The sequence below is a fragment of the Trebonia kvetii genome, from assembly GCF_007827045.1.
GTDB classification, from domain to species: domain Bacteria; phylum Actinomycetota; class Actinomycetes; order Streptosporangiales; family Streptosporangiaceae; genus Trebonia; species Trebonia kvetii.
The window spans coordinates 1630634-1654751 of the sequence record NZ_RPFW01000001.1 but is presented as its reverse complement, the minus strand read 5'-3'; the positions used below and the strand labels follow the sequence as shown (position 1 = coordinate 1654751).

The 24118-nt window shown below is 67.9% G+C and carries 22 protein-coding genes; 12 read left to right on the top strand and 10 right to left on the bottom strand.

The window, feature by feature from the left end:
• The first annotated feature begins 25 nt into the window (after positions 1 to 25).
• Entirely contained in the window at positions 26 to 1114 is a 1089-nt protein-coding gene (gene ychF / locus EAS64_RS07515) for a redox-regulated ATPase YchF (RefSeq protein WP_145851902.1), read from the top strand.
• A 148-nt stretch (positions 1115 to 1262) separates the two neighbouring features.
• Here the strand turns inward: ychF and EAS64_RS07510 are convergent, their stop codons facing one another.
• Positions 1263 to 1622 carry a helix-turn-helix transcriptional regulator gene (locus EAS64_RS07510; protein ID WP_145851901.1) on the bottom strand — a complete coding sequence of 120 codons (360 nt, stop codon included), beginning with the start codon at positions 1620 to 1622 and terminating at the stop codon, positions 1263 to 1265.
• Between the two features lie 139 nt (positions 1623 to 1761).
• Between EAS64_RS07510 and EAS64_RS07505 the strand changes: the two genes are divergently transcribed.
• Positions 1762 to 2298, top strand: a complete 537-nt coding sequence (locus EAS64_RS07505; protein ID WP_222849064.1) for an STAS domain-containing protein — start codon at positions 1762 to 1764, stop codon at positions 2296 to 2298.
• Between the two features lie 257 nt (positions 2299 to 2555).
• Here the strand turns inward: EAS64_RS07505 and ggh are convergent, their stop codons facing one another.
• From ggh to EAS64_RS07490, 3 genes are all read right to left on the bottom strand, one after another.
• Complete coding sequence (gene ggh / locus EAS64_RS07500) at positions 2556 to 3908, bottom strand: glucosylglycerate hydrolase (RefSeq protein ID WP_145851899.1); 1353 nt, start codon at positions 3906 to 3908, stop codon at positions 2556 to 2558.
• 156 nt (positions 3909 to 4064) lie between these two features.
• Positions 4065 to 4499, bottom strand: coding sequence for a hypothetical protein (locus tag EAS64_RS07495; RefSeq protein ID WP_145851898.1), 435 nt, complete (start codon positions 4497 to 4499; stop codon positions 4065 to 4067).
• Between the two features lie 419 nt (positions 4500 to 4918).
• A complete protein-coding gene (locus EAS64_RS07490) occupies positions 4919 to 5326 on the bottom strand; it encodes a hypothetical protein (protein ID WP_145851897.1) in 408 nt (135 codons plus the stop codon).
• A gap of 288 nt (positions 5327 to 5614) precedes the next feature.
• Between EAS64_RS07490 and EAS64_RS07485 the strand changes: the two genes are divergently transcribed.
• Complete coding sequence (locus tag EAS64_RS07485; RefSeq protein ID WP_145851896.1) at positions 5615 to 5941, top strand: hypothetical protein; 327 nt, start codon at positions 5615 to 5617, stop codon at positions 5939 to 5941.
• Here the strand turns inward: EAS64_RS07485 and EAS64_RS07480 are convergent.
• The 5 genes from EAS64_RS07480 to EAS64_RS07460 all read right to left on the bottom strand — a co-directional run bounded on the left by EAS64_RS07480 (position 5912) and on the right by EAS64_RS07460 (position 7816).
• Positions 5912 to 6241: a nucleotidyltransferase domain-containing protein gene (locus EAS64_RS07480; RefSeq protein WP_145851895.1), complete on the bottom strand. Its 330-nt coding sequence runs from the start codon at positions 6239 to 6241 to the stop codon at positions 5912 to 5914. The genes EAS64_RS07485 and EAS64_RS07480 overlap by 30 nt on opposite strands.
• Positions 6235 to 6501: a MarR family transcriptional regulator gene (locus tag EAS64_RS47355; protein ID WP_187365746.1), complete on the bottom strand. Its 267-nt coding sequence runs from the start codon at positions 6499 to 6501 to the stop codon at positions 6235 to 6237. The genes EAS64_RS07480 and EAS64_RS47355 overlap by 7 nt, the downstream gene beginning before the upstream one ends.
• Before the next feature lie 118 nt (positions 6502 to 6619).
• Positions 6620 to 6982 carry a hypothetical protein gene (locus EAS64_RS07470; protein ID WP_145851894.1) on the bottom strand — a complete coding sequence of 121 codons (363 nt, stop codon included), beginning with the start codon at positions 6980 to 6982 and terminating at the stop codon, positions 6620 to 6622.
• 4 nt (positions 6983 to 6986) lie between these two features.
• Positions 6987 to 7574 (bottom strand): GNAT family N-acetyltransferase, encoded by a 588-nt coding sequence (locus EAS64_RS07465; protein WP_187365745.1) that lies wholly within the window; start codon positions 7572 to 7574, stop codon positions 6987 to 6989.
• 11 nt (positions 7575 to 7585) lie between these two features.
• Positions 7586 to 7816, bottom strand: coding sequence for a hypothetical protein (locus EAS64_RS07460; RefSeq protein ID WP_145851892.1), 231 nt, complete (start codon positions 7814 to 7816; stop codon positions 7586 to 7588).
• 193 nt (positions 7817 to 8009) lie between these two features.
• On the opposite strand from EAS64_RS07460, the gene mraY reads away from it, so the two are divergent.
• From mraY to EAS64_RS07415, 9 genes are all read left to right on the top strand, one after another.
• A complete protein-coding gene (gene mraY / locus EAS64_RS07455; protein WP_145851891.1) occupies positions 8010 to 9068 on the top strand; it encodes a phospho-N-acetylmuramoyl-pentapeptide-transferase in 1059 nt (352 codons plus the stop codon).
• Positions 9069 to 9527: 459 nt separating this feature from the next.
• A complete protein-coding gene (locus EAS64_RS07450) occupies positions 9528 to 11654 on the top strand; it encodes a phosphocholine-specific phospholipase C (protein ID WP_222849063.1) in 2127 nt (708 codons plus the stop codon).
• 990 nt (positions 11655 to 12644) lie between these two features.
• Positions 12645 to 12908 carry a hypothetical protein gene (locus EAS64_RS07445; protein ID WP_145851890.1) on the top strand — a complete coding sequence of 88 codons (264 nt, stop codon included), beginning with the start codon at positions 12645 to 12647 and terminating at the stop codon, positions 12906 to 12908.
• A 28-nt stretch (positions 12909 to 12936) separates the two neighbouring features.
• Positions 12937 to 15732 (top strand): TcpE family conjugal transfer membrane protein, encoded by a 2796-nt coding sequence (locus EAS64_RS46665; protein WP_281283204.1) that lies wholly within the window; start codon positions 12937 to 12939, stop codon positions 15730 to 15732.
• A gap of 97 nt (positions 15733 to 15829) precedes the next feature.
• Positions 15830 to 18280 carry an ATP-binding protein gene (locus EAS64_RS07435; protein WP_246115556.1) on the top strand — a complete coding sequence of 817 codons (2451 nt, stop codon included), beginning with the start codon at positions 15830 to 15832 and terminating at the stop codon, positions 18278 to 18280.
• A 115-nt stretch (positions 18281 to 18395) separates the two neighbouring features.
• The gene (locus EAS64_RS07430) at positions 18396 to 20558 is read left to right on the top strand and encodes a type IV secretion system protein (RefSeq protein ID WP_187365744.1); all 2163 of its coding nucleotides are present in this window, start codon (positions 18396 to 18398) and stop codon (positions 20556 to 20558) included.
• Between the two features lie 11 nt (positions 20559 to 20569).
• Positions 20570 to 21220: a hypothetical protein gene (locus EAS64_RS07425; protein WP_145851886.1), complete on the top strand. Its 651-nt coding sequence runs from the start codon at positions 20570 to 20572 to the stop codon at positions 21218 to 21220.
• Entirely contained in the window at positions 21217 to 22347 is a 1131-nt protein-coding gene (locus tag EAS64_RS07420) for a C40 family peptidase (RefSeq protein ID WP_145851885.1), read from the top strand. The genes EAS64_RS07425 and EAS64_RS07420 overlap by 4 nt, the downstream gene beginning before the upstream one ends.
• A gap of 95 nt (positions 22348 to 22442) precedes the next feature.
• Positions 22443 to 23378 (top strand): SGNH/GDSL hydrolase family protein, encoded by a 936-nt coding sequence (locus EAS64_RS07415; RefSeq protein WP_145851884.1) that lies wholly within the window; start codon positions 22443 to 22445, stop codon positions 23376 to 23378.
• Here EAS64_RS07415 and EAS64_RS47115 read toward each other — a convergent pair.
• Positions 23367 to 24035: an ANTAR domain-containing protein gene (locus EAS64_RS47115; protein WP_342782021.1), complete on the bottom strand. Its 669-nt coding sequence runs from the start codon at positions 24033 to 24035 to the stop codon at positions 23367 to 23369. The two genes, EAS64_RS07415 and EAS64_RS47115, sit on opposite strands and share 12 nt — an antisense overlap.
• Positions 24036 to 24118 lie beyond the last annotated feature (83 nt).

Here is a 24118-nt window from a genome sequence, read left to right as displayed (position 1 = left end):
TGGTCCGCCACTAGACTCGCGGTTCGTGAGCCTGTCTATCGGAATCGTCGGCCTGCCCAATGTCGGTAAGTCCACCCTGTTCAACGCGCTGACCAAGGCGGGGGCGCTCGCCGCGAACTACCCGTTCGCCACGATCGAGCCGAACGTCGGCGTGGTTGGCGTACCCGACCCGCGGCTCGGTGCCCTTGGGAAGCTGTACAGCTCGGCTCGGCTAGTGCCGGCGTCGGTGCGGTTCACCGACATCGCCGGCCTGGTGAAGGGTGCGTCGCAGGGCCAGGGGCTCGGCAACCAGTTCCTCGGTCACATCCGGGAGACCGACGCGATCTGCCAGGTCGTCCGGGTCTTCAACGACCCTGACGTGACCCGGGTGGAGGGCTCGGCGGAGCCGGAGGGCGACATCGAGACGGTCGTCACCGAGCTGATCCTCGCCGACCTGCAGACCCTGGAGAAGGCGGCCCCCAGGCTCGCGAAGGAGACGAAGTTCACCAAGGACCCGGAGAAACTGGAGACGGCGGCCGCCGCGCAAGCGGCGGTGGCGGTGCTCGATTCCGGCAAGACGCTGTTCGCCGGCGCCGCGGGCGCCGGGATCTCGCTTTCCGCGCTGCGGGAACTGCACCTGCTGACGGCCAAGCCGTTCCTGTACGTGTTCAACATGGACGTGGGCGAACTGTCGGACGAGGGCCTGAAGAAGCAGCTCGAAGACCTGGTGGCGCCCGCCGAGGCGATCTTTCTCGACGCGAAGACCGAGGCCGACCTCGCCGAGCTCTCCGACGAGGAGGCGGCCGAGCTGCTCGCGGAGGCCGGCCTTGGCGAGCCCGGCCTGTCCCAGCTGGCCAAGGCCGGCTTCCGCGCCCTCGGCCTGCAGACCTTCCTCACCGCTGGACCCAAGGAGTCCCGCGCCTGGGAGATCCCGATCGGCGCGACCGCCCCGGAGGCGGCAGGCGTGATCCACACCGACTTCCAGAAGGGCTTCATCAAGGCCGAGATCGTCTCCTACGACGACCTGATGTCCGCGGGCTCGGTCACCGCGGCCCGCGCCGCGGGCAAGGCCCGCATCGAGGGCAAGGAGTACATCATGCAAGACGGCGACGTGGTCGAATTTCGTCACAGTTAACCATCACGTTCGCCGACGGCCCGCAAGCTCTGGTAGACCCGATAGAAGGGGCAGGGTGATGACCAGCCTGGGGGCCTACCCACGCTGGATCTTCGCCGCCGATCGCTAAAGGATCCTGGGCATGCTGCAGCGGCACGCGGTTGCGCTCTTAGTCAGGTGAAGTCGTCATGCGGGCTGCGGGGGCCGCGCGGGGTTTGGCCGTGTCGGTGTCGGCCATGGCCGTGAGGAGGTCCAGGAGCGGGCCTACCCGGAGTCCTTCCTGGGCGCTGTGCCGGAATGGCGTTTCGGGGTTCACGGTGTACTGGGTGCGCCGCCCGACGCGGGCGCGGGTGATGTAGCCCTCGGCTGCCAGGTCGGCCACGATGGCCTGCACGGTGCGCTCGGTGAGGCCGACGATGGAGCTGATGTCGCGGATACGGGCCTGGGGGTTACGGGCAATCTCCACGAGCACATGTCCGTGCCCGGTCAGCAGCGTCCACCGGCTGCCGTGTTGCCCGTCAGCTTCCATACCACGACCGTAGCAACGCGAGTCAGTTAACGCGAGTTGAAACACATGAATTTTTTCACGTGCTTCTATTGACAGGTTACGCGGTCCGGGTCAGGCTTGGAGGAGACCGACCGGCCTCTTGAGTGCAGAGAAGACGCCGATGACCATGGACTTTGACCAGGAGCTCCCTTCTCCGGGGCGGGGCAGGGAAACCCGCCAGAACCAGCCAGCCGCCGCGCGGGCGAAGACCATGCCGCGCGAGCCGCAGCCGGTCGCGGGCACGCGGCCCGGCGAGAATGGCGCGGCGGGGCGCGGCGCTGCTAAGAACAGCCTCGCGGGCACACTGCGCGTGTCCGTCGAGGCCGGGGAGTGCGGGCCATTGATCACCGTGGCCGGAGAGGCTGACGTCACCACCGCCGCGCAGCTCGCCGACGTGATTACCGCTCAGCTGGCTACCGGAACGCTGTACCTGACGGTCGATACGGCGGAACTGAGCTTCGCGGACTCGATGACGATATCGATCTTGACAGGAGCCGCAAGGAGCCTGAAAGAGCTTGGGGGCGGGCTGGTGCTGCTCCGCCCGCAGAGCCACCTGACCAGGATTCTGGCGATCCTGGGTGCAGACCAAGTGCTCACCATTCACGGAGCAACTGACCTCCCGCCCGGCCACGAAGGCGGCATCGAGGACAGCCCATGACATTCGGCCGCGCGTTCGCCACGTGGTCTGACCTCCGGTTGGGATCTTCGAATTCCATGATCGCCTCCGCGGCGAAGGCAGGGCCGGCGGTGTGGGCCTGAGGGAGTGTCGATACCGGGCCCGGCCACCATGACCGGGACCGGCACCCGCCAAGGCCTGCGGCGCCCGAATAGAGTGCTCGCGAAGGAGCTCCGCCATGCTCTAGTGCGGGCTGCCCGCCAGCGCACGATCGAGGGCGAGCCGCCCAGCACCGAGGATTAGCTCGGTTCGCCGCCGTGATCGGAGGCCGTCCAGTCCAGCGTGACTGCGGCCGTCCAGGACTGCTGCGGCGAGCCGAGCTGCTTGCCGGTGAACGGCTCGAAATACTCGCCGATCCCCCCGGCGGCGATCTGGCTGAGTGAGTCGCTGCGGATCTCGTCCGCGCGGGCGGAGCAGCCGAGCATGTTCAGCGCCTCCCACAACAGCCAGTTGATGACCGGCCAGACCGGGCCGCGCCAGTAGTCGTGCGGCTGGAACCCCGACTCGGCGGGGGACGCGCTCGGCAGCAGGCGCCAGCGCAGGCGCGGATGGCCGCAGAAGTCTTCGGAATCGAGAAGCCGCAGCTGGGCAGCGCGCTGACCGCTGTCCGCGCTGCGGGCGAACAGCGGCGCGAAACCAGCGAACGTTCGCAGCCGGATGTCTTCCCCGGCGCGAACGTCGTAGTCGATGCACAGGCCGGTCTGAGTGTCGAAGCGGCTGGCCAGTCCTGCGCGGCCGCGGTCGAGCCAGCGGGTCAGCTGCTCGCGGTCGTCGTCGCCTGCCCCGGCTACGTCGGCTAGGTCAAGCAGCGCGGCGTTCGCCGCGATGAGGATGGCGCTGAAGAACACGTCCTTGATCAGGAACGGGTACTCGCGGTAGATCTGCGCGTCGTCGTACCGGTATTTCCGGAGCTGTTCGACCAGCCAGAGGAACCGGTCGTAGTCCCAGTTGGTGGGCCGCTGTGACGGGTCTGGAACCTCACTGGTGTCCACGCGAGTGTACGGGCCGGGCTTGGCTACCGTGATGCGCTCAAGCGCGCGGTCCCAGCGCGGAGAGTTGTCCGTGCCCTCCCACGGGTGAAAGGTCGTGACCAGTCCGGATGCCTCGGGGTCGCGGTGGGTGGCGAGATAGCGATGCCAGTTGACCATCCGCGGGTACAGCACCTGAATGCGCGAGCGAATCTCAGGCTGCCGTGCCTCTGGTGTCAGCTGCCAGATTCGCTGCAGCGCCAGGGCGTGCACCGGTGGCTGGCAGATCCCGGTCGTCTTCACCGGCGGCGCAGGCGCCGCCGGTGAGGCGGAAGTGTCCCACCACTCCGGTCCGGGAAAGTAAGGATGGTCTGGGCCCGCCCGGAACACGAGGTGCGGCACCATGCCGGTCGCCCACTGCGCCGCGAACAGCTGCTCGAGCTCGGTCATGGCCCGCTGGACGTCCAGGTGCGCCCATCCGATTGCGATGAAGGCGCTGTCCCAGCTCCACTGGTGTGGGTACAGAACGGGTGACGCTTTGGTCCAGCTGCCTGCGTCGTTGCCGTGCAGCACAGCGGCTGCTCGGTCGCGCAGCATTGCGCGAGTGTTGGCAGTCACGCTCATAGCGGGTCTTCTCCAGACGGAGAAATATCGGACGAAAGCGGCATCTACCACATTGGCAAGCGACGCTCTGCCCTGCCCTTTCCCTCATCGATGCCACGCTCTACCCAGCGACATGGGAGAAGCAGACACGACAGGTCGGCCAGCTACGTTTGTTGCCTAGCTCGATGGCGACGCGGCGGCCCGCGCGTCAGCCCACGTGCGGGCGTCTACCGCATCGAGGACAGCCAGCTGTGCCTGGTCCACGGCCCACGAAGCGTAATCCAGCGCGTCGGCGGCGTTCATCTCCGCGTCCTGGGCCTGCCGTTCGGCCCGGTTCACGTCATGCTGGTCGCGCTGGCGGCCGATGCGGTCCTGCAGAGCCTGCATCTTCGCCGCCGCATCGGCTTGCATCGACTTCCACTGACTTTGCGTCTGCTCGGCAGCCTGACCGCCTTTCTCCTTGACGGCACTCTGACGGGCGGCGATGTCGGCCTTGGCCTGGCTGATGTGCGCCTGAATCTGCTCATTCGTCTCGCGCCGGGCCTGGTCAGCGGAACTCTTCAATTCCGCTGCCCGCGCTTGCACGGCGTCTACCTGCTCAGAAATGCTCATGATCCCCCCACGAGTCAGCTGAGAGCGGCAACCAGCTTTGCTGGCGCTTACCCTCGCCCCTGGCCTTCCTGTTACCGCAGCGGCCCTGGGTCAAACGTCGCGGATCAGCAGGGCCCGCCCACGAACCCGGCCGGCACGACGTGCCCCCTCACCGCATCGCTGCCCACGCCCGCCAAGGCTTCGGGGCACAGGGTGTTGAGCCGCGCGCGCAGGTCAGCGATGTATGCGTCATTCCGTGAATGACCGTGAATCCCTCGATGATCAGCTGGCCGGCATCGTAAGTCCCCGGGTCGCGGGCCTGGTACGCCAGCGCTGAACCCGTAGTCGCGCGGCACGTGACATCCAGCGGGCTGGGCCGAAGCCCCAGCCCTGGAAGCTCGCCACCGCCGCCAGCCTCGCCAGGGATCTCCCGAGCAGGGTCAGAAGTACCAGAAGGAGTACATGCGGTGGCCGTGGGCTGCCGCGTGGCGTGCGACGGTGGCGAGCCCGCGCACGGCGTACTCGCCGTGCGTCCACGTCTCCGCTACCGCGTCCAGCGTCGCGGTGTCCGCAGCAGCCAGCGCGCGGGTGAGCGTGTCGGTGATCGTCACCAGGCCACCCTCCGCGACGCCGGCGTCCTCGTTGAAGACCTCGGCGATCTGGGCGCCGTTCCTGGGGTCGGCCGCGATCTCCTGGCTGGCCCGGCCGGTGAGCAGCGCCTCCAGATCGGCCAGCACCTGGGGCCGGAGACCATCGTCACGGTGGACAGGTGGCCCCCATCCGTCCTCCAGCACTGCGATCGCGGTCTCATCGTCGGGGGCCGCGAAGACCTCGTTCATCTCTCCCATGACTCCCAGATCATCCTCGCAAACACAGCAAGCCGCCAGGCCCTGAGCCTTCAGCGTCTGTAAGTGCCGTTGCAGTATTTAAACGTCATGCCGTGGAGTTCCGCTTCAACGTCTAGGGGTGCTGCCGATTTACGGACGATTCGCGCGCTTCGAGGTCGCGGGCGCCTCCTAGCCTCAGGCCTGATTGCATTGTCAGTGCCTGCGCCTAGTCTCTTCGCATTCACGCAGAATGCCTGCATCGGTTGCCCGGCAACACGTGAAACGAAATGGCTTGATGGGAGGCGGACTGTGGTGCGCTGGAGCAAGGGCGAACGCACGGTTCGGTACTTGGTCGAGCGGGCTCGCCTTGAGAGCTTCGTGGCGGATGACCTCGGCGGGCTGGCCGATGCGCTGATCGGCCGGGCGGCCCGGCGGGTCGAGACAACGGCGGCCGCAGCGCTCGCGGGCGGGGACATCGATGGCGCGTATGTCGCCGCCTATGATGCCTACCGGATGGCCGCAGAGTCGCTGCTGGCTCGGCAGGGCTTGCGCGCAACCGGGGGCGACGGGTCGCACATGGCAGTGGAGGATGCTGTCGTGGCTCAGTTAGTCGGGGGCCCGAACGAGCTTGAGTAGTGGTCGGCTGGTCACGATGTCGTGGAAGGAGCCCGTTCCTGAGGCGAGCCAGGAGGGGTCGCGGATCGCCGTCTGGACAGGCCTTCCGAGGCGCTCCTCAACACCGCTGAGCGCAGCGTAGAGCTCGTCGCGATCGGGATCGCCGAGAATCAGCACGTCGATATCCCCGACGGGACGCTGCCCGGCTTGACCTTCATGACGGGCAGCCCAGGACCCGTAAATGTAGGCCGCGGCGATCCCTGTCAGGGGCGAGAGGGCTTCGGCCAGGACGGCAGGGACTCCGAAGGCCCGGGTCAGCACCTCCGCCAGCCCGGAATAGTAAGGGCGGCCGTGTTTGCGCGGACGAGTCGCGTGCCGCCCACCTTGCGGGTGGTGACCAGCCCGGCTTGCTCAGCGCGCTGAATTTCCCTGAAGACCGACGGATGTGGAGTCTTCGTCCGGGATGCGATCTCAGTCAGGCTAAGTTCCAGGGCGGGATCGCCGAGCATGAGCGCCAGGATCTCGCCCTGCTGCTGGGAACGCAGGATAGGCAAGAGCGACGGCGCAGGTCCTCTATCCACAAAATGAAGGATACTCTTCAGTTTGCGGACAATGCACGAGGTTCGGGACGCGACTCATGCTTATCCGTGGCGCAACAGTGTGGAGTTCCGATTCAACATGTGAGCGTCAGGAAAGCAGCTACTGGCCGAACGTGAATCTCAGGTTCGCGTTGATCAGCTGATTTAGTCGCTTGCGCATGTGTCCGACCAGAGATGCGTCCGGCATGGGTTCATCGACCAGCAGTGTCCAGCGCAGATCTGTTCCGTACCCGCTCGCGTCGGGAGGCAGATCGAACCGCACGATCGCATCAGGCCGCTTGATCCACAGGGACGACCACACAACGAGGCCTGGCTCGCTGGTCTCAACCAGACGAGGACGTTGCTCGTCGTCCAGCAGTTCTAGCCACGGCCGCGCGGGGTCTCGGTCGGGCTGGGTCAGTGCCTCGAACATGACGTGCGGCGGTGCCGGCTGATTTCGCTTGCGGCTCCCAGCTTCGAGCATGGCATCAGCTTATGAACACGGCACCGGCAGGCAACTCGCCCTGTAACGGCCGCCACTCCCGCCTGAGCAAGCCGAACACCCACGAGTCCGATACCTCGCCCTTCACGACGCAGTCTTCCCGCAACGTCCCTTCACGCACGAATCCGACCTTCTCAAGCACACGGGCAGATGCCAGGTTGCGCGTGTCGGTCTCGGCCTGGACGCGATTCAGGTCGAGTGTGTCGAACGCCCACCGCAGCAGAGCGCGTGCGGCCTCCGTCGCGTAGCCGTGCCCCCAGGCCGCATCGCTGAGGCAGTAGCCCAACGACGCGCTGCGGTAGTCCGGGTTCCATCGGGTCAGACCGCACCAGCCGATGAAGGCTCCGTCTGAAGAGCGGTCCATGGCCAGGCGTGCCCCGGTGCCTTCATCTGCCATCTGCCGGCAAGCCGCGATGAACCGCTCGGCGCGCGCGGGTTCGCTCCACGGCGGCGCGTCCCAGTAGCGCAGCACATAGGCGCTGCTGTGCAGTGCGAAGAGGGCATCCGCGTCCGCGTCGGTGAAGGGACGCAGTCGCAGGCGGTCGGTGTGCAGCGTGGGGGTGGGCAGGGACATGGATGCCATTATCAAGGTTGTGTTCCGACCTGGCTGTTGACGCAGGTATCGATGACCGACTGCGGATAGACGCCAGGACCTTCCGTGCTCTCGAATGACTGGAGGACAGTATGGCAGTCATAGCTCTTGCCGCCGTAGAGGACAGTTCCAGGCTGGCCGTGGCCGCGGAAGGCGTGCAGGAGGATCAGGGTGCTCGCGGCGATCACCGCGAGCACGACAGCGACGGAGAAGACGCGGCTCACGGAGCCATTATGAGTGCCGGTTACCCGAGGCGCCCTTGGAAGGCCGCGAGACCCATGTCTCCAACCTTTGCATCAGCCGAAGGCGCGTCGCCGGGTGAAATCGGTCGGAAGCATAGTGCGTTATGCCAGGATGGGCCCCATGCCTCTGATTGCCCCAGCGGCTCGGGTTCTGCCTACCGACAGGGGTTGATGGGTGAAGACCATCCTCTTGTCCGGCGCAATATCGATGATCGTCGCACTGGCCGGGACGCTGCCCGCGATCACGATCTTGCGCAGGCGGAAGCTTGGCCAGCAGGTCAGGACTGGTGAGCATGCGCCGGCGCACCAGAGCAAGAGCGGCACGCCCACGATGGGCGGCATTGTCATCATCATCGCCTCGCTGATCGGCTACATGCTCGGCCACTTGCTCACCGGCGACCCGATGACGGCTTCCGGGGTGCTGGTGCTGTCCCTGATGACCGGCCTGGGCTTCGTCGGCTTCGTCGATGACTTCCTCAAGCTGTTCATGCGCCGCAGCCTCGGCCTGCGCAGCAGAGCCAAGCTGCTCGGGCAGGTCATCGTAGGGGTGATCTTCGCGCTGCTGGCGATCCGCTTCCCCAACGCCTACGATCTCACCCCGGCCTCGGAGCATCTGTCGTTCAATGCCGACTTCGGTGTGTCCATCGGTGCTGTGCTGTTCGTGATCTGGGTGCTGATCATGATCACGGCAACCTCGAACGGAGTGAACCTAACTGACGGCCTGGACGGGCAGGCGACCGGCGCCTCGATCCTCGTACTCGCCGCCTACGTCCTGATCGGGAACTGGCAGCTGCGCAACGAGTGCACTCCCGACATCATGCAGAACTGTTACGCGGTCCGCGACCCCCTGGACGCGGCGGTGGTCGCCGCGGCTGTGCTTGGGGCCTGCATCGGGTTCCTTTGGTGGAACGCGCTGCCGGCCAAGATTTTCATGGGTGACACCGGAGCGCTGGCTCTCGGCGGGGTGCTGGCCGGCCTGGCCATCGTCACCCGCACGGAGCTACTGCTGCTGATCCTGGGCGGGCTGTTCGCGATCATCACCATGTCGGTGGTCATCCAGGTGGGCTCGTACAAGCTGCGTCGCAAGCGGGTGTTCAAGATGACGCCCCTGCACCACCATTTCGAGCTAGTCGGCTGGGAAGAGTCGACGATCGTCTTCCGCTTCTGGCTCATCGCCGCCATGTTCGTCGCCCTCGGCCTGGGCATCTTCTACATCAGCTGGTTCCCTAGCTGAGGTCCGCCCGCAGCTGTGGGCCCCCGTCTCCGCGTTCCCGCCGCTTGTTACGCTATGTAGTTAAACGAACGCATGATGAGATCGCATGGGGGTTAGCGATGGCTGAGGATGATGTTGCGGCTCAGGCCGACCTGCAGCTTTGGCAACGACTTCCTGCGCAGAACGCCCGTGATGTAGCGATCTGCAAGCTATGCGCCGCTCTCGTGTACAACAAGAAGCCGACGAGAGATCACCATCTTGCATGGCACGAGCAGCTCGTCCCCGGAAGCACATCGCGAGGCAATGCGGACTGAAGCGCTCGCCTCCCCGCGAGCATTGCCGAGTAGCCCAATCGAATGATCGAGGATTTGGGAGTTCATCAGTTATTTGCCTTGACGTCCGTCACGCTCAGCGTGCCCGATTGATTGAGCGCCTTTGCTCGGTCTGAGTGCCGTCGAGCGCTGTGAGAGGACTGAGGGCATGAACATGGACAAGGGCAGCAGGTCAGAGGATGACGCGGAGAGCGTGCCGCCGGGTACCGACTACCGGTCCGCGGCGCCTTTCAAGGCTTCCGTCAGCCGCAGGCGCTTCCTGCAGGTGGGCGGCGCGCTGGCGGGCGCGGCGGCGATCGGCGCCGGGGCCAGCCAGCTTCCCGGGCTAACGGGGAGGACACGAGCCGGGGCGGCGACGGGGACCATCGCGGATCTCAAGCACGTGGTGATCCTGATGCAGGAGAACCGCTCGTTCGACCACTACTACGGCACGCTCCAGGGCGTCAGGGGCTTCGCCGACAAGCAGGTGCTGAAGTACCAGAATGGCACCACGATTTTCCAGCAGCCCGATAAGTCGCGCACCGACCTCGGCTACCTGCTGCCCTTCCACATGGACTCCACAACTGTGGACGCGCAGAACGCGGGAGATCTTGACCATTCCTGGTCGGGCGACCACAGCGCGCGCAATGGCGGGCTGTGGAATGACTGGGTTCCGTCCAAGACCGAGCAGACCATGGGCTATTTCACCCGCAACGACCTGCCATTCAATTACGCGCTCGCCGATGCGTTCACCATCTGCGACGGCTATCACCAGTCGATACTCGGACCGACGAGCCCCAACCGGATGTACTTCTGGACGGGGACGTCAAGCGGCTGGACATCCAACCCGCCGGACTACACCGTGGAGTTCACGAACGTCACCACCTACCCGGAATTGCTTCTCAACGCGGGGATTTCGTGGCAGGTGTACACGAACCACGAGGTGGGCGACGGCAGCGGCGCCAACGGCTGGGTCGGCGACTACGGCGACAACCCGCTGTGGTTCTACCAGCAGTACCAGACCTCGATGAAGGCGACCACGACGGCCGGCCAGCAACTCGCCGTCCAAGGGGCGGTGCAGCCGTGGCAGGCCAACGCGGGCACGGCGCTCGGGCCGAACCACGTCAACCACGTGCTCGCCCAGTTCATTGCCGACTGCGCGGCGGGCACGATTCCGCAGGTTTCCTGGGTGGTCGCGCCCTACGAGTATTCGGAGCACCCAGCGGCGAGCCCGAGTTACGGCGCGCACTACACCAGGACCGTGCTCGAGGCACTGATGAGCAACCAGGCGCTGTGGGAGACCACGGCGCTGTTCATCACCTACGACGAGCACGACGGCTACTTCGACCACGTGCCGCCGCCCGCGCCGGAGACGAGCGTCACGAACGAGTTCATCGGCGGCCTGCCGATCGGCTTCGGGCCCCGGGTTCCGATGATCATCTGCTCGCCATGGACTCGCGGTGGCTTCGTCGACTCCAACACCTACGACCACACGTCCATGCTCAGGTTCCTCGAGACCTGGACGGGCGTGTCGGCGCCCAACATCACGGCCTGGCGCCGGTCGCTGACCGGCGACCTGACGGCGGCGTTCGACTTCACCAGCCCCGATTTCTCCATTCCGACGCTGCCCGACACGGTGCCGCTGATCACCCAGTCCGACGCCGAAAAGTCCTTCCCTGCCGTCAACCCGCCAGCGGAGGGCGCACAGACCGCCCCGGCGCAGGAGACGGGGACCCGGCCGCACCGGCCAAGCACCCACACTCCGCACGCCGACGTCGCGGTGAACCGCTCGGCCTTCACGGTGACCGCGACCATGTCGAGCACGGGCTACGTCGGCGTCTCGCTCGCCGTCTACCCCGACAAGTACCTGGCCGCCTCGGCGACCCCGTTCACCGTCGTCCAGGGCAGCAACAAGACCTACACCTGGACGGCGACCAAGAAGAACAAGTACGGGTACGCCTTCTCTGTCTACGGGCCCGACCGTTTCGTCCGCTCGTTCGCCGGTGCCATCGTCGCGGCGAGCACCACCACTGGTCAGGTCCCGCGCGTATCGGCAGGGCTGATCACCGGGACCGCGCCCTCGGTGCAGCTCACGCTCGCCAACGACGGCAGTACCGCGGTCGTCTACACGCTCACGGTCAACGCCTACGCGGGCACCACCCAACAGGTGACAGTGGGGGCGAACGGCTCGTCCACCGTCAACTGGCCGGTGGACTCCAACGGTTATTACGACGTGATCATCACCACGAATACGACCGACGGCTTCACCCGTCGCTATGCGGGCCGGATCGGCTAGCCGAATCGGCATCGAAATGCGCGAAAGTCCCGCCCGCGACCGCGCTCGCTGGGCGGGACTTCGCAGCCCTGGTCACAGACTGTAATGGGCGTTCCGTGGTGGTTGACATTGGTCCACGCTGATTACCTGCCACGATGGAAATTTTCGGCTCTTGTGATGAACCCCCGTGTTGGTCGTTGCGTATCAGTATGTAACGAGTTACCGTCGGTAGGGAGCTCCATAGCGGTGGCAGCAGGCGCCTGTAACGGATGTGACTGGATGTAACTCCAGTGCAGGCGGATGGCACTTCATTGAGCCAGATCGATGCGGTTTGTTCGGCTCTAATGCCGCGCGAGTGGTCGGTTTATGCCGCACAATGGAGCACGGGATCGGCAGTGCCTCGCCCCGCACCTGGGCTGCCAGGTAAGGGACGGGCGAAGGAGTGATGGTGCGAAGGCTCAGCGTTGCTAGCCCCGATAGCGGTGCGGAGTCACCCGTGTACGGTGACGAACCGGCGGATCGGGCCGGCCGCGGAGACTCGCTCTCCAGGGCGACCCGAGGCGCCCACTTTGCGACGCACCCGCCGTCCGTGGTCCGGGCCGGACGCGCCACCGCGGTGCTCGGCGCGCCGCCCGTCGCGGAGGCCCTGCTGCTAGTAGAATCGGCCGAGTCTGCCTGGCTTCCCGCGCCATCGTCGGCCGTGCCGCCCAGCGTGCACCAGCCGGGTTTCGACCTACCCGCGAAGACCGAGCTCGCCAGTCAGCTGCCCAGCTTCTTCCATGACAGCGGCGATCAGGCTTCCCACGTCGGCCCGCTCGTGTATAGGCTCGCGACTCCGGACAACTCGCGACATGTCGGTTGTCGACCAGCAAAACGGAAGATGGTATGTAAAGGACATCCGTGCATCCATGCAACCGATGGGGACCCCATGACCCGGCTCGCGTCATCGATGACTGCCCGTCGCGGCCGCAGGCTCCTCCGGAAGCGCACTGATGCCCACGGAAGGGAAGGATGATGTCCGTATCGCTCATCGTCGCGGCGGCACCGCAAGCGGCGATCAACACCAAGGGTCTCGTCGACTACCTACAGAGCCTTTTCGGCCCGCTATTTCTGGGCATCGTAGGTATCGTGGCACTGTTCTTCCTCTTCACCCGCGAGATCACCCGGTTCGTGCAGTTCATGGTGCTGGCAGTAGCGATCGCGGTGGTTTTCTACACACCGGGCATCGTGCAGACCCTGGCCAAAGGAATAGCGAACGCTCTTGGGGTTCACTGAGTTATTTCGCGCTGAGGAGTGCAGTCCTGTGGACCTGCCCACGTATACGAATATCTGGCGGATAGAAAAGCGGCTATACAAGCTTTATGACTTTAGGCTGCCCATGCCGCTGCCGATCAACTGGATCGCCGTATTCGCTGGGATCACGATCCCCTATATCGTCCTGCTCATCGCGATAGGACTGCCCTTCAACCACTCGCTGGTCTGGCTGTACGTGCTTCCGCCTGGGGTGCTCACCTGGCTCACCACCAGGCCGGTCATCGAGAACAAGCGACTGCCCGAACTGGTGGAGTCGCAGGCCAGGTATCTGGCCGAGCCGAGGACCTGGGTCAGGCTGACGCCGCTGAGCGAGAAGGACCGGATAGTCCTGACCGCCAGAGTCTGGCGGAAGGGCACGACCGCGGGCTCTCGCCCGGCAACTGCCGCCCGGCCCGCGGCGGCGGCCTTGCCGGCCGCTACGCAAGCCAGGCCGGAGCGCAACGGCGTCCTGCGGCCCACCTCGATCTTCCGGCCGGATTCCGCCTCAGCACAGGGCGTGGCCGCCGTGCGGCAAGCCGCACAGGGCGAGGCCGGCCGGCAGCGCCTGGCAGGCACAGACATCAGACCCAGAGTCCAGGAGCGTGCGCGCGCACAGGAGCGCGCACGGTCATCGGCGCGGGGGCACGGCCAGGTCAGGCTCGCGCCGGCGCTACCCACCAGTCGAGTCCCGGTGAGCCGTCCGGTCCCTCCCGGCCTACCTCCCGAGCCGCCGCAGTCATCCGGCCTGGCGGCACACGCGATGCCGGACGTCCTGCCATCCGCCGCGCAACGGCCCGCGTCCACGGTTCAGCCCGCCGCCCCGGCTCAGCCAGGGATCGCCCCGCGCCCGGCAAGCGCGCCGCCGCCCGCGGCCGCGCAGTGGCTGCTGAGCGCGCCGCAGGTTCAGGAATCCAGGCCCGCCGCGTCAGTTGTCCAGGCGGATGTAATTTCGCAATCGTTCGCACCGGCGTTGCCCCGAGTTCGGGCGGGTGCCAACGGAACGGCGGCTCCAGAGGTCTCGCACGATGGCCCAGGACGCCGCCGGCCCCCGGAGCAGCCCGCCGCGCACGACGCGCAGGGAGCCCGCTGGCCGGCCCAGCCGGCCGTCAAGGCTAAGCCGACGACGCAGGCCGAGCCACCCGTCCAGGCCACGCAGACCGTTCAGGCCGAGCCGGCAATGCCGGCTGAGCCAACCATCCAGGCCGGGCCGACAACGCAGGCCGAGCCAACCGTTCAGGCCGCGCAGTCCGTCAAAGCCGAGCCGTCTATGCCGGTCGAGCCAACTTCGTCGGGCCAGCCGACATCGCCGCCATCGCCCGTTTCGCCGGCCCCGTTTGCATCGCAAGCGGTGACAACGCCAGACTGGCCGGTTCCCGCGCGCCCGCTTCGTCCTGTCCAAGCCAATCCGGCCGACGCCGCCGCTGCCATCGCGATACCCGCGATGCCCCCGGCAGCGACGCCCCCGGCTGCGACGTCGCAGGCAGAGACGTCGCAGGCACCGCGGTTCGTCGCGCCGGTCCCCGCGCCTCCCGCGCCGCACGTCGCGCCGCCGGAGCAGCCCGCGGCCCTGATCCCGGAAGTCGTGCCGGCGCCGCTGGCCGCCGCGTCGGCTCCGGCTCCGCCCGTCGTCCGGCCTGCGCCGCAGGACCGGCCCATGACGGCTGCTCCCGCGCCCCCGGCTCCGTCCATCGCCCGGCCTGCGCCGCAGGACCGGCCCAGGCCGGCGGTACCGCAGGCTCCCACACCCCCGGCAACGCAGCCCGCCGGGCAGGCCAGTCTGCAGGCCACCGCTCCGGCCCCGCCCGGACAAGCACCAGCACCAGCACAAGAGCCAGCACCAGAGCCAGAACCGCTCTCGGCGCAGGCACAGGCGCCGGCGCCCCCGCCCACCGCGGTTCCCGCAGGTCCTGCTGTTCGGGTCCCGTCCATCGAACGGGCGCTCAGCGCGCCGTCAAGAGACCTGAACACGTCATGGCACGGCAAGGTCAAGGTCGTCACGGGCAACGGCGCGACTCCCGGCCCCGGCGCCCGCGACCAGGAGGCACTGGACAGGAACCGGGCGCGCCTCCCGATCGGCGAGCCGAAGCGGATCCTGGTACTCGGCTGCACCAGCGGTGCGGGCCAGTCGGTGACCGCGCTGATGACCGGTTCCATGCTGGCGAGCCTGCGCGAGCACCCGGTGGCCGCCGTTGACCTGCACGACGGCACGCTCGCCCGCTACCGCGCCCCGGCCGCCTGGCTCGAGGAACTGCTCGCCGGGAAGCCGCCGCAGCACATCGTGCCGACCAGGCCTGACGGATTGAACCCGACGCCGAAGCCGAGCGCCGCCCGGCTGGACGTGGTCGCCTCGCACGAGCCGCTGAAGGACGGCGACGAGATCAAGCTGCTCGTGCAGACGAACAGGCACTACCCGCTGAGCGTGCTCGACCCGGGCGCGGCGGGCCTGACCAGGCTGCTCAAGGTCACCGATCAGCTCGTGGTGGTGGTTCCGGCGAACGTGGACGCGGCGGGCGCGCTCGCCGACACCCGCGACTGGCTCGACAACAACGGACACGCAGACCTGGCCATGCAGTCGGTGACGGTGATCAACGGCGTGAGCCGCCGCTCGCTGCCGGACGTCGAGCACGCCGAGTCGGTCGCCCGCGGCCGCTCTCGCGCAATCGTCCGTGTCCCCTGGGATGACATGCTGCCGGTCGCGGCGACGGGCCCGGCCACGCTCCGCCCGCAGACGCGCGTCGCGTATACGGCTCTCGCCGGGGTGCTCGTTGCCGGATTGTCCGCCGCCCCGTCAAGGAAGAAGCAATGATCAGACGAACGGTTGCGGCGAACTCTCCCGCTCCCATGACCCAGCCAGCGGGCACCGCGGTAGCGCGGGAGACACCCCATGGGGAGATGAGCGCCTGGTGAGTGGGAAGAAGTCGAAGGGGCGCAGCCGCCTGGCGATCAGGTACTTCGATGATCGGGTGCTGCTTACCGACACGCACGCCTGGGCGTACTACCGCGTGCCGTCGGTGTCCTACGAGTTCACCACGCCTGACGAGCGCGAGACGCTCGCCACGAACATCACCGTGGCCCTCGCGGCGATCAGGATGCAGGACGCGGAGGTACACCTGCGGATCGCACACCGGCCGTACCCGGCGGTGGACTGGGCGACTGGGCTGGATGCCACGAGCGACGGCGGCCCTGGCTGGCGTGAGTACCTGGAGCAGATCTACCAGCACGTATGGGCGAAGGACTTCTGGTCCAAGGAGATCTACATCGGGGTCAGGCTCGGCCAGCGGTCGGTGCGCGCGCAGCTCACCGACGGCCTGTTCGGCAACTTCATGAATACTTACCGTGCCGCGGAGCGCGGCCGGGGCCCGGAAGAGGACGCGCTGCCGGCCGGCGAGGTCGGCAAGTGGACGGAGCAGGCGGAACGGCTCGGCCGTGCGCTCACCGCGTCGGCGCTCGCCGCCAGGCACGCGTCCGCACGCGAGGTCGCCTGGCTGTTCAGGCACACGCTGATGGGCTCGCTCGGCGACCCGCCGCCGTCCGCCACCCGCCGCCGGACGTGGAGCGCGGGCGAGATCGAGCAGCTCTACGAGGGCGTGGTGCACAACGGCCGCACGATGCTCAGGCTCGAGCAGGTCCAGGGGGATTCCTGGGCGGCGTTCCTCTCGTTCGCCAGGTTCCCCGACCTGATGGCGTTCCCCGACGGTGAGCCGTGGCTGCATTACGCCGACTCGCTACCGTTCCCGGTGGAGATCTCCTCCCGGATGCACCTGATCCCACCGGCCAAGGCGTCCAAGGACGTGTCGCGGCGGCTCGCGCACGCACGCGACATGGACGCGCACATCCGCGAGGCGGGCGCGGAGGCGCCGATCGCCCTGGCGGAGCAGATCGCCGCCGCCCGCATGCTGGAGCACGGCATCACGAAGGACCGGCTGCCGTTCGTCTACGGCTGGCACCGGCTGTTCGTGACCGCGCCGACCAGGGAGCTGTGCGTCCGCCGGGTGGAGGCGGTCACGGAGCACTACAGGGACATCGGCATTGACCTGGTGAACTCCACCGGCGACCAGTTCTCGCTGCTGTCGGAGTCGCTGCCCGGCGAGAAGGTCAGGCTCTCCTCGTACGTGCAGCGGCAGCCGCTTTACACCATCGCGGGCGGCATGCCGACCGCCACGGTGGAACTCGGCGACCGGATCGCCGAGGGCGTCGGCTGGATCGGCCCGTACATCGGCGAGACCCTCGGGCGCGCCCGCTCGGTCGTGCACTTCGACCCGATGGTCGCGGCGGCGCGGAACCGCCCGACGGCCGTCGCGATCACCGGCGAGCCCGGCGGCGGCAAGACCACGCTGGCGATGCTGCTCATCTACCAGCTCGCACTGCGCGGAGCCACGATCGCGGTCATCGACCCCAAGGGCGACGCGGAACCGCTTGCCGAGTTCCTGAGCAAGACCGGGCGCAAGGCGCGCGTGCTGCCGCTGTCGTCCGCGGCGGCCGGCCTGCTCGACCCGTTCTCCTTCGGCGACGACCCGGCAGTGAAGCGGACCATGGCGACGGAGACGCTGCGCCTGCTGCTGCCGAGGATGAGCGAGGAACGCGAGTCGGCCATGATCCAGGCGGTCGGCGCGGTGGCCACCGGGCCGCGGCCGAGCCTCGGCAAGGTCGTGCGGATGCTTGAGGAGTCCGACGATCCCGCCTGGAAGAACCTGGGTGCGGTGATGCGCTCCATTTCCGAGATGCGCCTTGCCCGGCTGTGCTTCTCGCCATCGGGCAGCCAGCAGATCGACGCCCAAGGCTGGACGACCGTGTTCACCCTCGGCGGGCTGACGCTGCCGGACACCACGACCGGCCGTGAGGACTACTCCTACGAGCAGCGGCTTTCCGTCGCGCTGCTCTACCTGGTCTCTCAGTTCGCCAGGCGGCTGATGAACAACATCGACCGCACCGCGCCGAAGGCGATCTTCCTCGACGAGGCGTGGGCCATCACATCGACTCCGGAGGGTGCCAAACTCGTCCCCGAGGTGTCCCGGATGGGACGCTCGCGGAACACCGCACTGATCCTCATCTCGCAGAACGCCGGTGACCTGCTCAGCGAGCAGGTGACCAACTGCATCTCCAGTGTTTTCGCGTTCCGTTCATCGGAGCGTGCCGAGGTGACGAACGTCTTGTCGCTCCTCGGTGTCGAGCCGTCCGAGGAGCACAAGGCCATCCTTCGTGCCCTCGGCAACGGCGAGTGCATCTTCCGTGACCTCGACGACCGCGCGGGCCGCATCGGCGTCGATCTCGTATCCGAACAACTACGGGACTGGATCGACACAAATCCGACACGAGCCCGTCGGCCACAGCCGGCGGCTTCAACCCCCCAGTAAGAACCGCCGAATACAGGAGCCTCCCGAGATGGCTGAACCCCACCCGCGAGCCGGCCGAACAAGGAGATGGCGGCCGGCACGTGCTCTACTGCTTGCTGCAGCGATCATCGCAATCGTGTTCAGCGGGCTTTTCCTCGGCCATGCCGCGAACGCCGCACCCCTCGCCAAGGCGGCACCCGCGGCGGCCGCTAGCACCGCGGAGCATGCCGCTCCGGCCACCACCACCGCCCGGCTGGCACCGGGTCAGCGCAACGCGCTCATCTCGCCGGCGCAGCCGGCTGGCGGCGTCTGCAGCGTCCCCGGCCTCGGCGACATCGGCGGCCTGATCGGACTGTGCAACGCCGGTAGTTCCGGCGTTTTCGGCGACGTGAACAACATCTGCACCCCGGGGTCGCCGCAGCCGGAACTTGCGACCTCGGGCATCGACTCCATGATCACCACACCCGGCAGCCAGACCATGGGCAAGACGCTGTACGACAACTACGGCGTCGCGGGGCAGTACTGGGCGGCGACCGGGCTGCACTGCTCCGACATGACCTCGCTGATCGGCAACAACGTCGCCGGCATGGTCTTCGACATGGCCAAATCGCTAGACCGGGTCACGATCACCATCTACCAGTCCGCCGCCGGAGCCGACATCCTGTCCTGGCTGAGCGGTTCGGTGGACCAGCTCATCACCGCGCTCGGCAGGGCGATCTACTTCCCGTTCCTGGCGCCCATGGTGATCATCGCGACCATCTGGCTGGCCTGGCAGGGCCTGGTACGCAAGCGGGCCACCAGGACCCTTGAGGGCACCATCTGGATGGTCATCGCCTGCGCCGCCGCGATCTGGCTGATCGGACGTCCCACCGACTTCACCAACGTCGGGACGACGGTATCGAACGGCGTCACCTCGGTGCTCAACACGGCATTCGCGAACCTGCCCGCGGAGAAGGCGAGCAACTGCCTGCCCGTGGCCAACGGCGACACCCAGTCGGTGACGGCGAACTACTCGTTCACCTCGGGCACCGGCCTGGTCGACAAGAACGCGAACGAGCTGTGGACGGTGCTTGTCTGCAAGCCGTGGCTGGACGGCGAACTGGGCAGCACGCAGTACGCGACGGGACCGGGCCAGCCGCAGACGGTCGTCAATCAGTACGGCAGGCAGTTGCTGTGGGCGCAGGCGGTCGCGGCCAACGAGGACGCCACAAGCACCGCCCTCGTAAAGGCGAAGCAGGCCACCTTCGACGGGATCGCGGCGCAACTGCAGCAGACCAACCCGGCGGTGTACTCGCTGTTCCAGGGTGATCAGTGGACCACCAGGCTGGAGATCGGGTTCGAGGCGCTGTTCGCGGCGGTGGCGGCTGGCCTGCTCGTCCTGCTGATAGCGCTCACGCTCATCATCTTGAAGCTCGGCTTCCTGCTGCTGCTCGTCGCCGGGCCGTTCTTCCTGATCGTCGGCATCCATCCAGGCTTCGGCCGGGTGATCGCGATCCGCTGGTTCGAGATGCTCGTCGGCGTGCTGATGAAACAGGTCGCGGTGGCGCTGACGCTCAGCGTCCTGCTGTACTGCTACTCCCTGATCATGAGCACCACCGACCAGGCGCTGCCCTGGGCGCTGAAGATCATGATGATCGCGCTGGTCACGGTCGCGGTGTTCATCTACCGCAAGCCGTTCCAGCACCTGTTCTCCTCAGTCGGCTACGGCATGCTCGGCGCCGATGAACGTGCCCAGGTGAGCTGGCGCGAGTCCGCCTTCGGCTTCCGCCGGGTCACCGCCAACGCGGCCGGCGCCGCCATGCCGAACGTCGGCGCCGCCCGTGCATCGCGCTGGGCGCGGCGCGGCGCGGCGGATGCGCCGTCGGCCGCCGAGGCGGCCGCCGGCGTCGGCGGTGTCGCCGCGGCCGGCGCCACGATCCCCGAGGGCATGCAGGTCGTGGCGGGGGCGGACAGTCACGGCACCGCCAGGCAGTGGCCCGAGGCCGGCGTCGGCACCGGCCGGACGGCGCCGCCGCTGCCGCTGCCGCCGCACGGCGGTCCGCCGGCCGGCAGTAGCAGCGGTCCGCCGGCCGGCTGGGCGCGCGGTGGCGCCGCGGGCACCGGCACGGCGCGCAGGCAGTCGCAGCCGCCGACGCGGCAGAACGGTACCGCGGCACCCGCGTCCCGCCCCTCGAACGGAACCAGCTGGCCGAATGGAGCCAGCCGAACCCGTTCGGGAGAGTCTTCCAATGGGGCGGGCGGGAGAGGGGCAAAGCCTCCCGCCGCGCCGTTCTGGTCACGATCGCGCCGGTCCAAGTAGCGGGGCAGGCCATGGAACTGACCACCGGGCAGCAGCGGCTGCTGTTCTTCGTCGTCGTGCTCGCGCTCGCCGGGCTCGGCTTCTACCTGCTCGACGGGCGGGGCTCCGGCGGTTCGCCCGGCGCCGCGTCGTCCCCGTCCGCCACGGCCTCATCGGCGCCGTCGGCGACGGGGACGGCGAGCGCGGGTGTGCCGCCCGCCACCGTTCCCGCGGCGACGCCCGTCTCGACGGCGGGCGGCGCGGAGATCTACCAGTGGCTGCCGTTCACGCCCGACGATCTCTCCGCCGCCGCGAAGACCACGCTCGAGTTCGCCACGGCCTACACCACCTGGAGCTACACGGAGGACACGACGGCCTATGCCGCGAAGCTGAACGGCCTGGTGACATCGGACGAGTTGCCGGTACTCGAGTCCGCGTACGCCACGCAGGGTGTGGCCGCGCAGCGGACGGGGCAAAAGCAGGTCTCGAAAGGCAGTGGCACCATCGACTCGATCCGCTCCTTCGCCGCCGGCACGATCACGTTCCTTGTGACGCTCAACCAGCAGGTGACATCCACGCAGCCGACGAGCACCCAGAGTGGCCAGTGGGCCGTCACGGTCCTCTCATCGGCTGGCGGCTGGCAGGTCAATGACATCGAGCTCGCCAAGCTGGGCAACTCATGAACAGGCGGGCACTCGGGCCGGCCATCGTCGGCCTCGCCGTCATGGCGCTTGTCGCCTTCCTCGTGGTGCCGATGCTGGTCGTCGGCGGTTCTGCGCTGCTGTTCGCCGGCGGTTCCGGTGTGAACTGCAATGCCACCGTGGCGAGCGCGCAGCAGCCAGCGGTGTCGGCCGAGGCGGCCAACTCGATCCCGTCGGACTACCTGAAGTGGTTCCAGCGGGTTGGCCTGCAGTACAGCGTGTCCTGGACGGTTCTGGCCGGCATCGGCAAGGTGGAAAGCGACGATGGGCGGACCAATCTGCCCGGCGTGAAGACCGGCTCGAACGCGTTCGGCGCGGCCGGGCCCATGCAGATCGGGATCCGCGGCGCGTCGGGCAACCAGTGGGGCGGCGCGGCGGTGCACAAGGCGTCCCTGGTGGTCAGCGGAGTCGCCACCGACGAGAACGGCGACGGCATCGCCTCGGTGTACGACGTGGCGGACGCCATCGCCGGAGCGGCCAAGTACCTGGTCGAGCACGGTGCGCAGCAGAACGTGCCCGCCGCGATCTTCGCCTACAACCACGCGACCTGGTACGTCCAGGAGGTGCTCAACTGGGCGTCGACCTACGCGTCCGGCGGGTTCACGGTCGCCGACGCCTCGCAGAACGGCGGCACCGCCAACGTGACCGGCGCCGGCAGCCAGTCGTGCACCCAGAACAGCGTGCTCGCCTCGTTCGTCGCGCCGAACACGATCGTGGCGACGGCCGTCAGCTACGCCGAGGAGCAGCTCGGCAAGCCGTACCTGTGGGGCGGCACCGGGCCGGCGGCCTATGACTGCTCAGGGCTGGTCATGATGGCCTACCGGGCGGCCGGGGTGAACATACCGCGCACCTCTCAGGACCAGTGGAAGGCTTTGCCGCACGTATCCGGGACCAAGGTGATCCCCGGTGACCTGGTGTTTTTCGCCGGTGCTGACGGCACGGTCAAGAAGCCTGGGCACGTCGGACTGGTGATCGGGAAGAACACGATGATCGAGGCCTATGCCACGGGCTTTCCGATCAGGATCTCCACCTTCGGCACGCCGCAGTCGCCGGGCGGCGAAGCCAAGGTCGTCGGTTTTGCCCAGCCCTGGCCGGGCAAGGCCAAATAAGCGGGCGGTTTCTGGCTGAACATCCGGATTCGGGGTACCGTCGCGCGCCGGTGTTACTCTGCCTGCTAGTAACGTTCCGCGCGAGGGAGATCACAGTGTGGAGTCGCGTGTGGGCTCTGCCGTCCGGTGCGGTGGGCCTCCTGGTGGCCGCCCTGTTCACGTCGGCATGTCACGGCGCGCCCGCGGCGCACCCGTCGTCCTCCGCTCCGGCGACGTCGGCGTCCGCGACGCCGTCGGTCACGCAAGCGGCGAATGCCGTATCCGGTCCGGTGGTGGCGCTCGGTGATTCCTACACCGCGGGCGCCATGCTGCCGATGGAACCGCACGCCACCCCGCCCGGCTGCCTGCGGTCGGCCAAGGCCTACCCAGTGCTCGTCGCCACGGCGCTGCACGCGCCGCTGACCGACGTGGCCTGCGCGAGCGCCGGGGTGAAGAACATGACCGCCGCGCAGCCGACCTACCTCGGCACGAACCCCGCGCAGTTCACCGCACTCGGCCCGGCCGACAGGGTGGTGCTGCTCACGCTCAGCGGAGACGACATGGGCTTCCTCAACGTGCTCAAGGAGTGCGTGAGCCTCTCGTTCGCCAACCCGATGGGGAGCCCGTGCCGGACGTACTACGGCGACACCTCGAACGCCCTGGTCGCGGCCGAGTCCGCGAAGATGACGCTCGTCCTGCAGGCCATCGCGCAACGGGCGCCGCGCGCGAGGATCGTCGTCGTGGGGTACCCGGACATGTTCCCGCAGTCCGGCGGCTGCTGGCCGCGCGTGCCCATCACCAGCGGCGACATCGCCTATCTGCGCGGGATTGAATTCCAGGTCAACGCGATGCTCGCCGCCGTGGCGCAGTCGGCGGGCGCGACGTTCGTCGACACCTACACGCCGACCATCGGGCACGACTTCTGCCAGCCCGAGTCGGTCAGGGATGTCGAGGGCCTGATCCCGGGCTCGCTTGCGCTGCCGTTCCACCCGAACGCCCGCGGCCAGGCGGCCATCGCCGCCGCAGTCCTCGGAGCCCTGTTACCCCCGTGACGCGTGGCGCCCACCGCGGCGCAGCGAGCGGCCGCGCTGGCGGGCCTCGGGGACCGCGCGTGACAGTTCCTCCGGCAGTTGCAGCAGCGGGTTGGCCGTGCTCGCCACCACGTCCTGCGCGAGCTCGGTGACCCGGGCGCCGCGCGCCCGCGACGCCCTGCGCAGCAGGTCGAATGCCTCGCGCGGGCGGAGCCTGTGCCGTTCGGCAAGCACGCCGATCGCCTGCTCCACCCGGACCCGGGCGGCGAGCGCGTGCTCGAGTTGTGCGACGGTGACAGCGAGACGCTCCGCCTCGCCTGCCTCGCCTGCCTCGCCCGCCTTGTCGTCGGTCCCCGGTGCGCCGCTCACGGCGGGTATCTTCCGCATCGGCCCGGTCCCGCGGTCGCGCGGCGCCGGCGCGGTGGGCGTCGGCGCGGTCCGCGCCGACTGCCTGCTGGCGCCACGCGGCGCGCCCCTCTCGTCGACGGCCTCCATGAGCCTGGTGTCGTCGTTGTCCGCCTGGTCGGCGGCGAACAGGTCGGCGAGCACCATGGCACTGGTCAGGTCGGCGACGTTCTCATCGCCGACGACCCAGCCACGCTCCGCCTTGCGGACGACCACATCGTCCTGCTGGTCGGCACCATGGTTACCGACACCGTGCGGACCGTTTGTGCTCATGCTTCTTACCTGCCTCCCCCTACCCAGCAACCTCGGGCTGCTCAGCAACCTCGAGGCTCCGCCAAGATTACCTGGTGTAACGT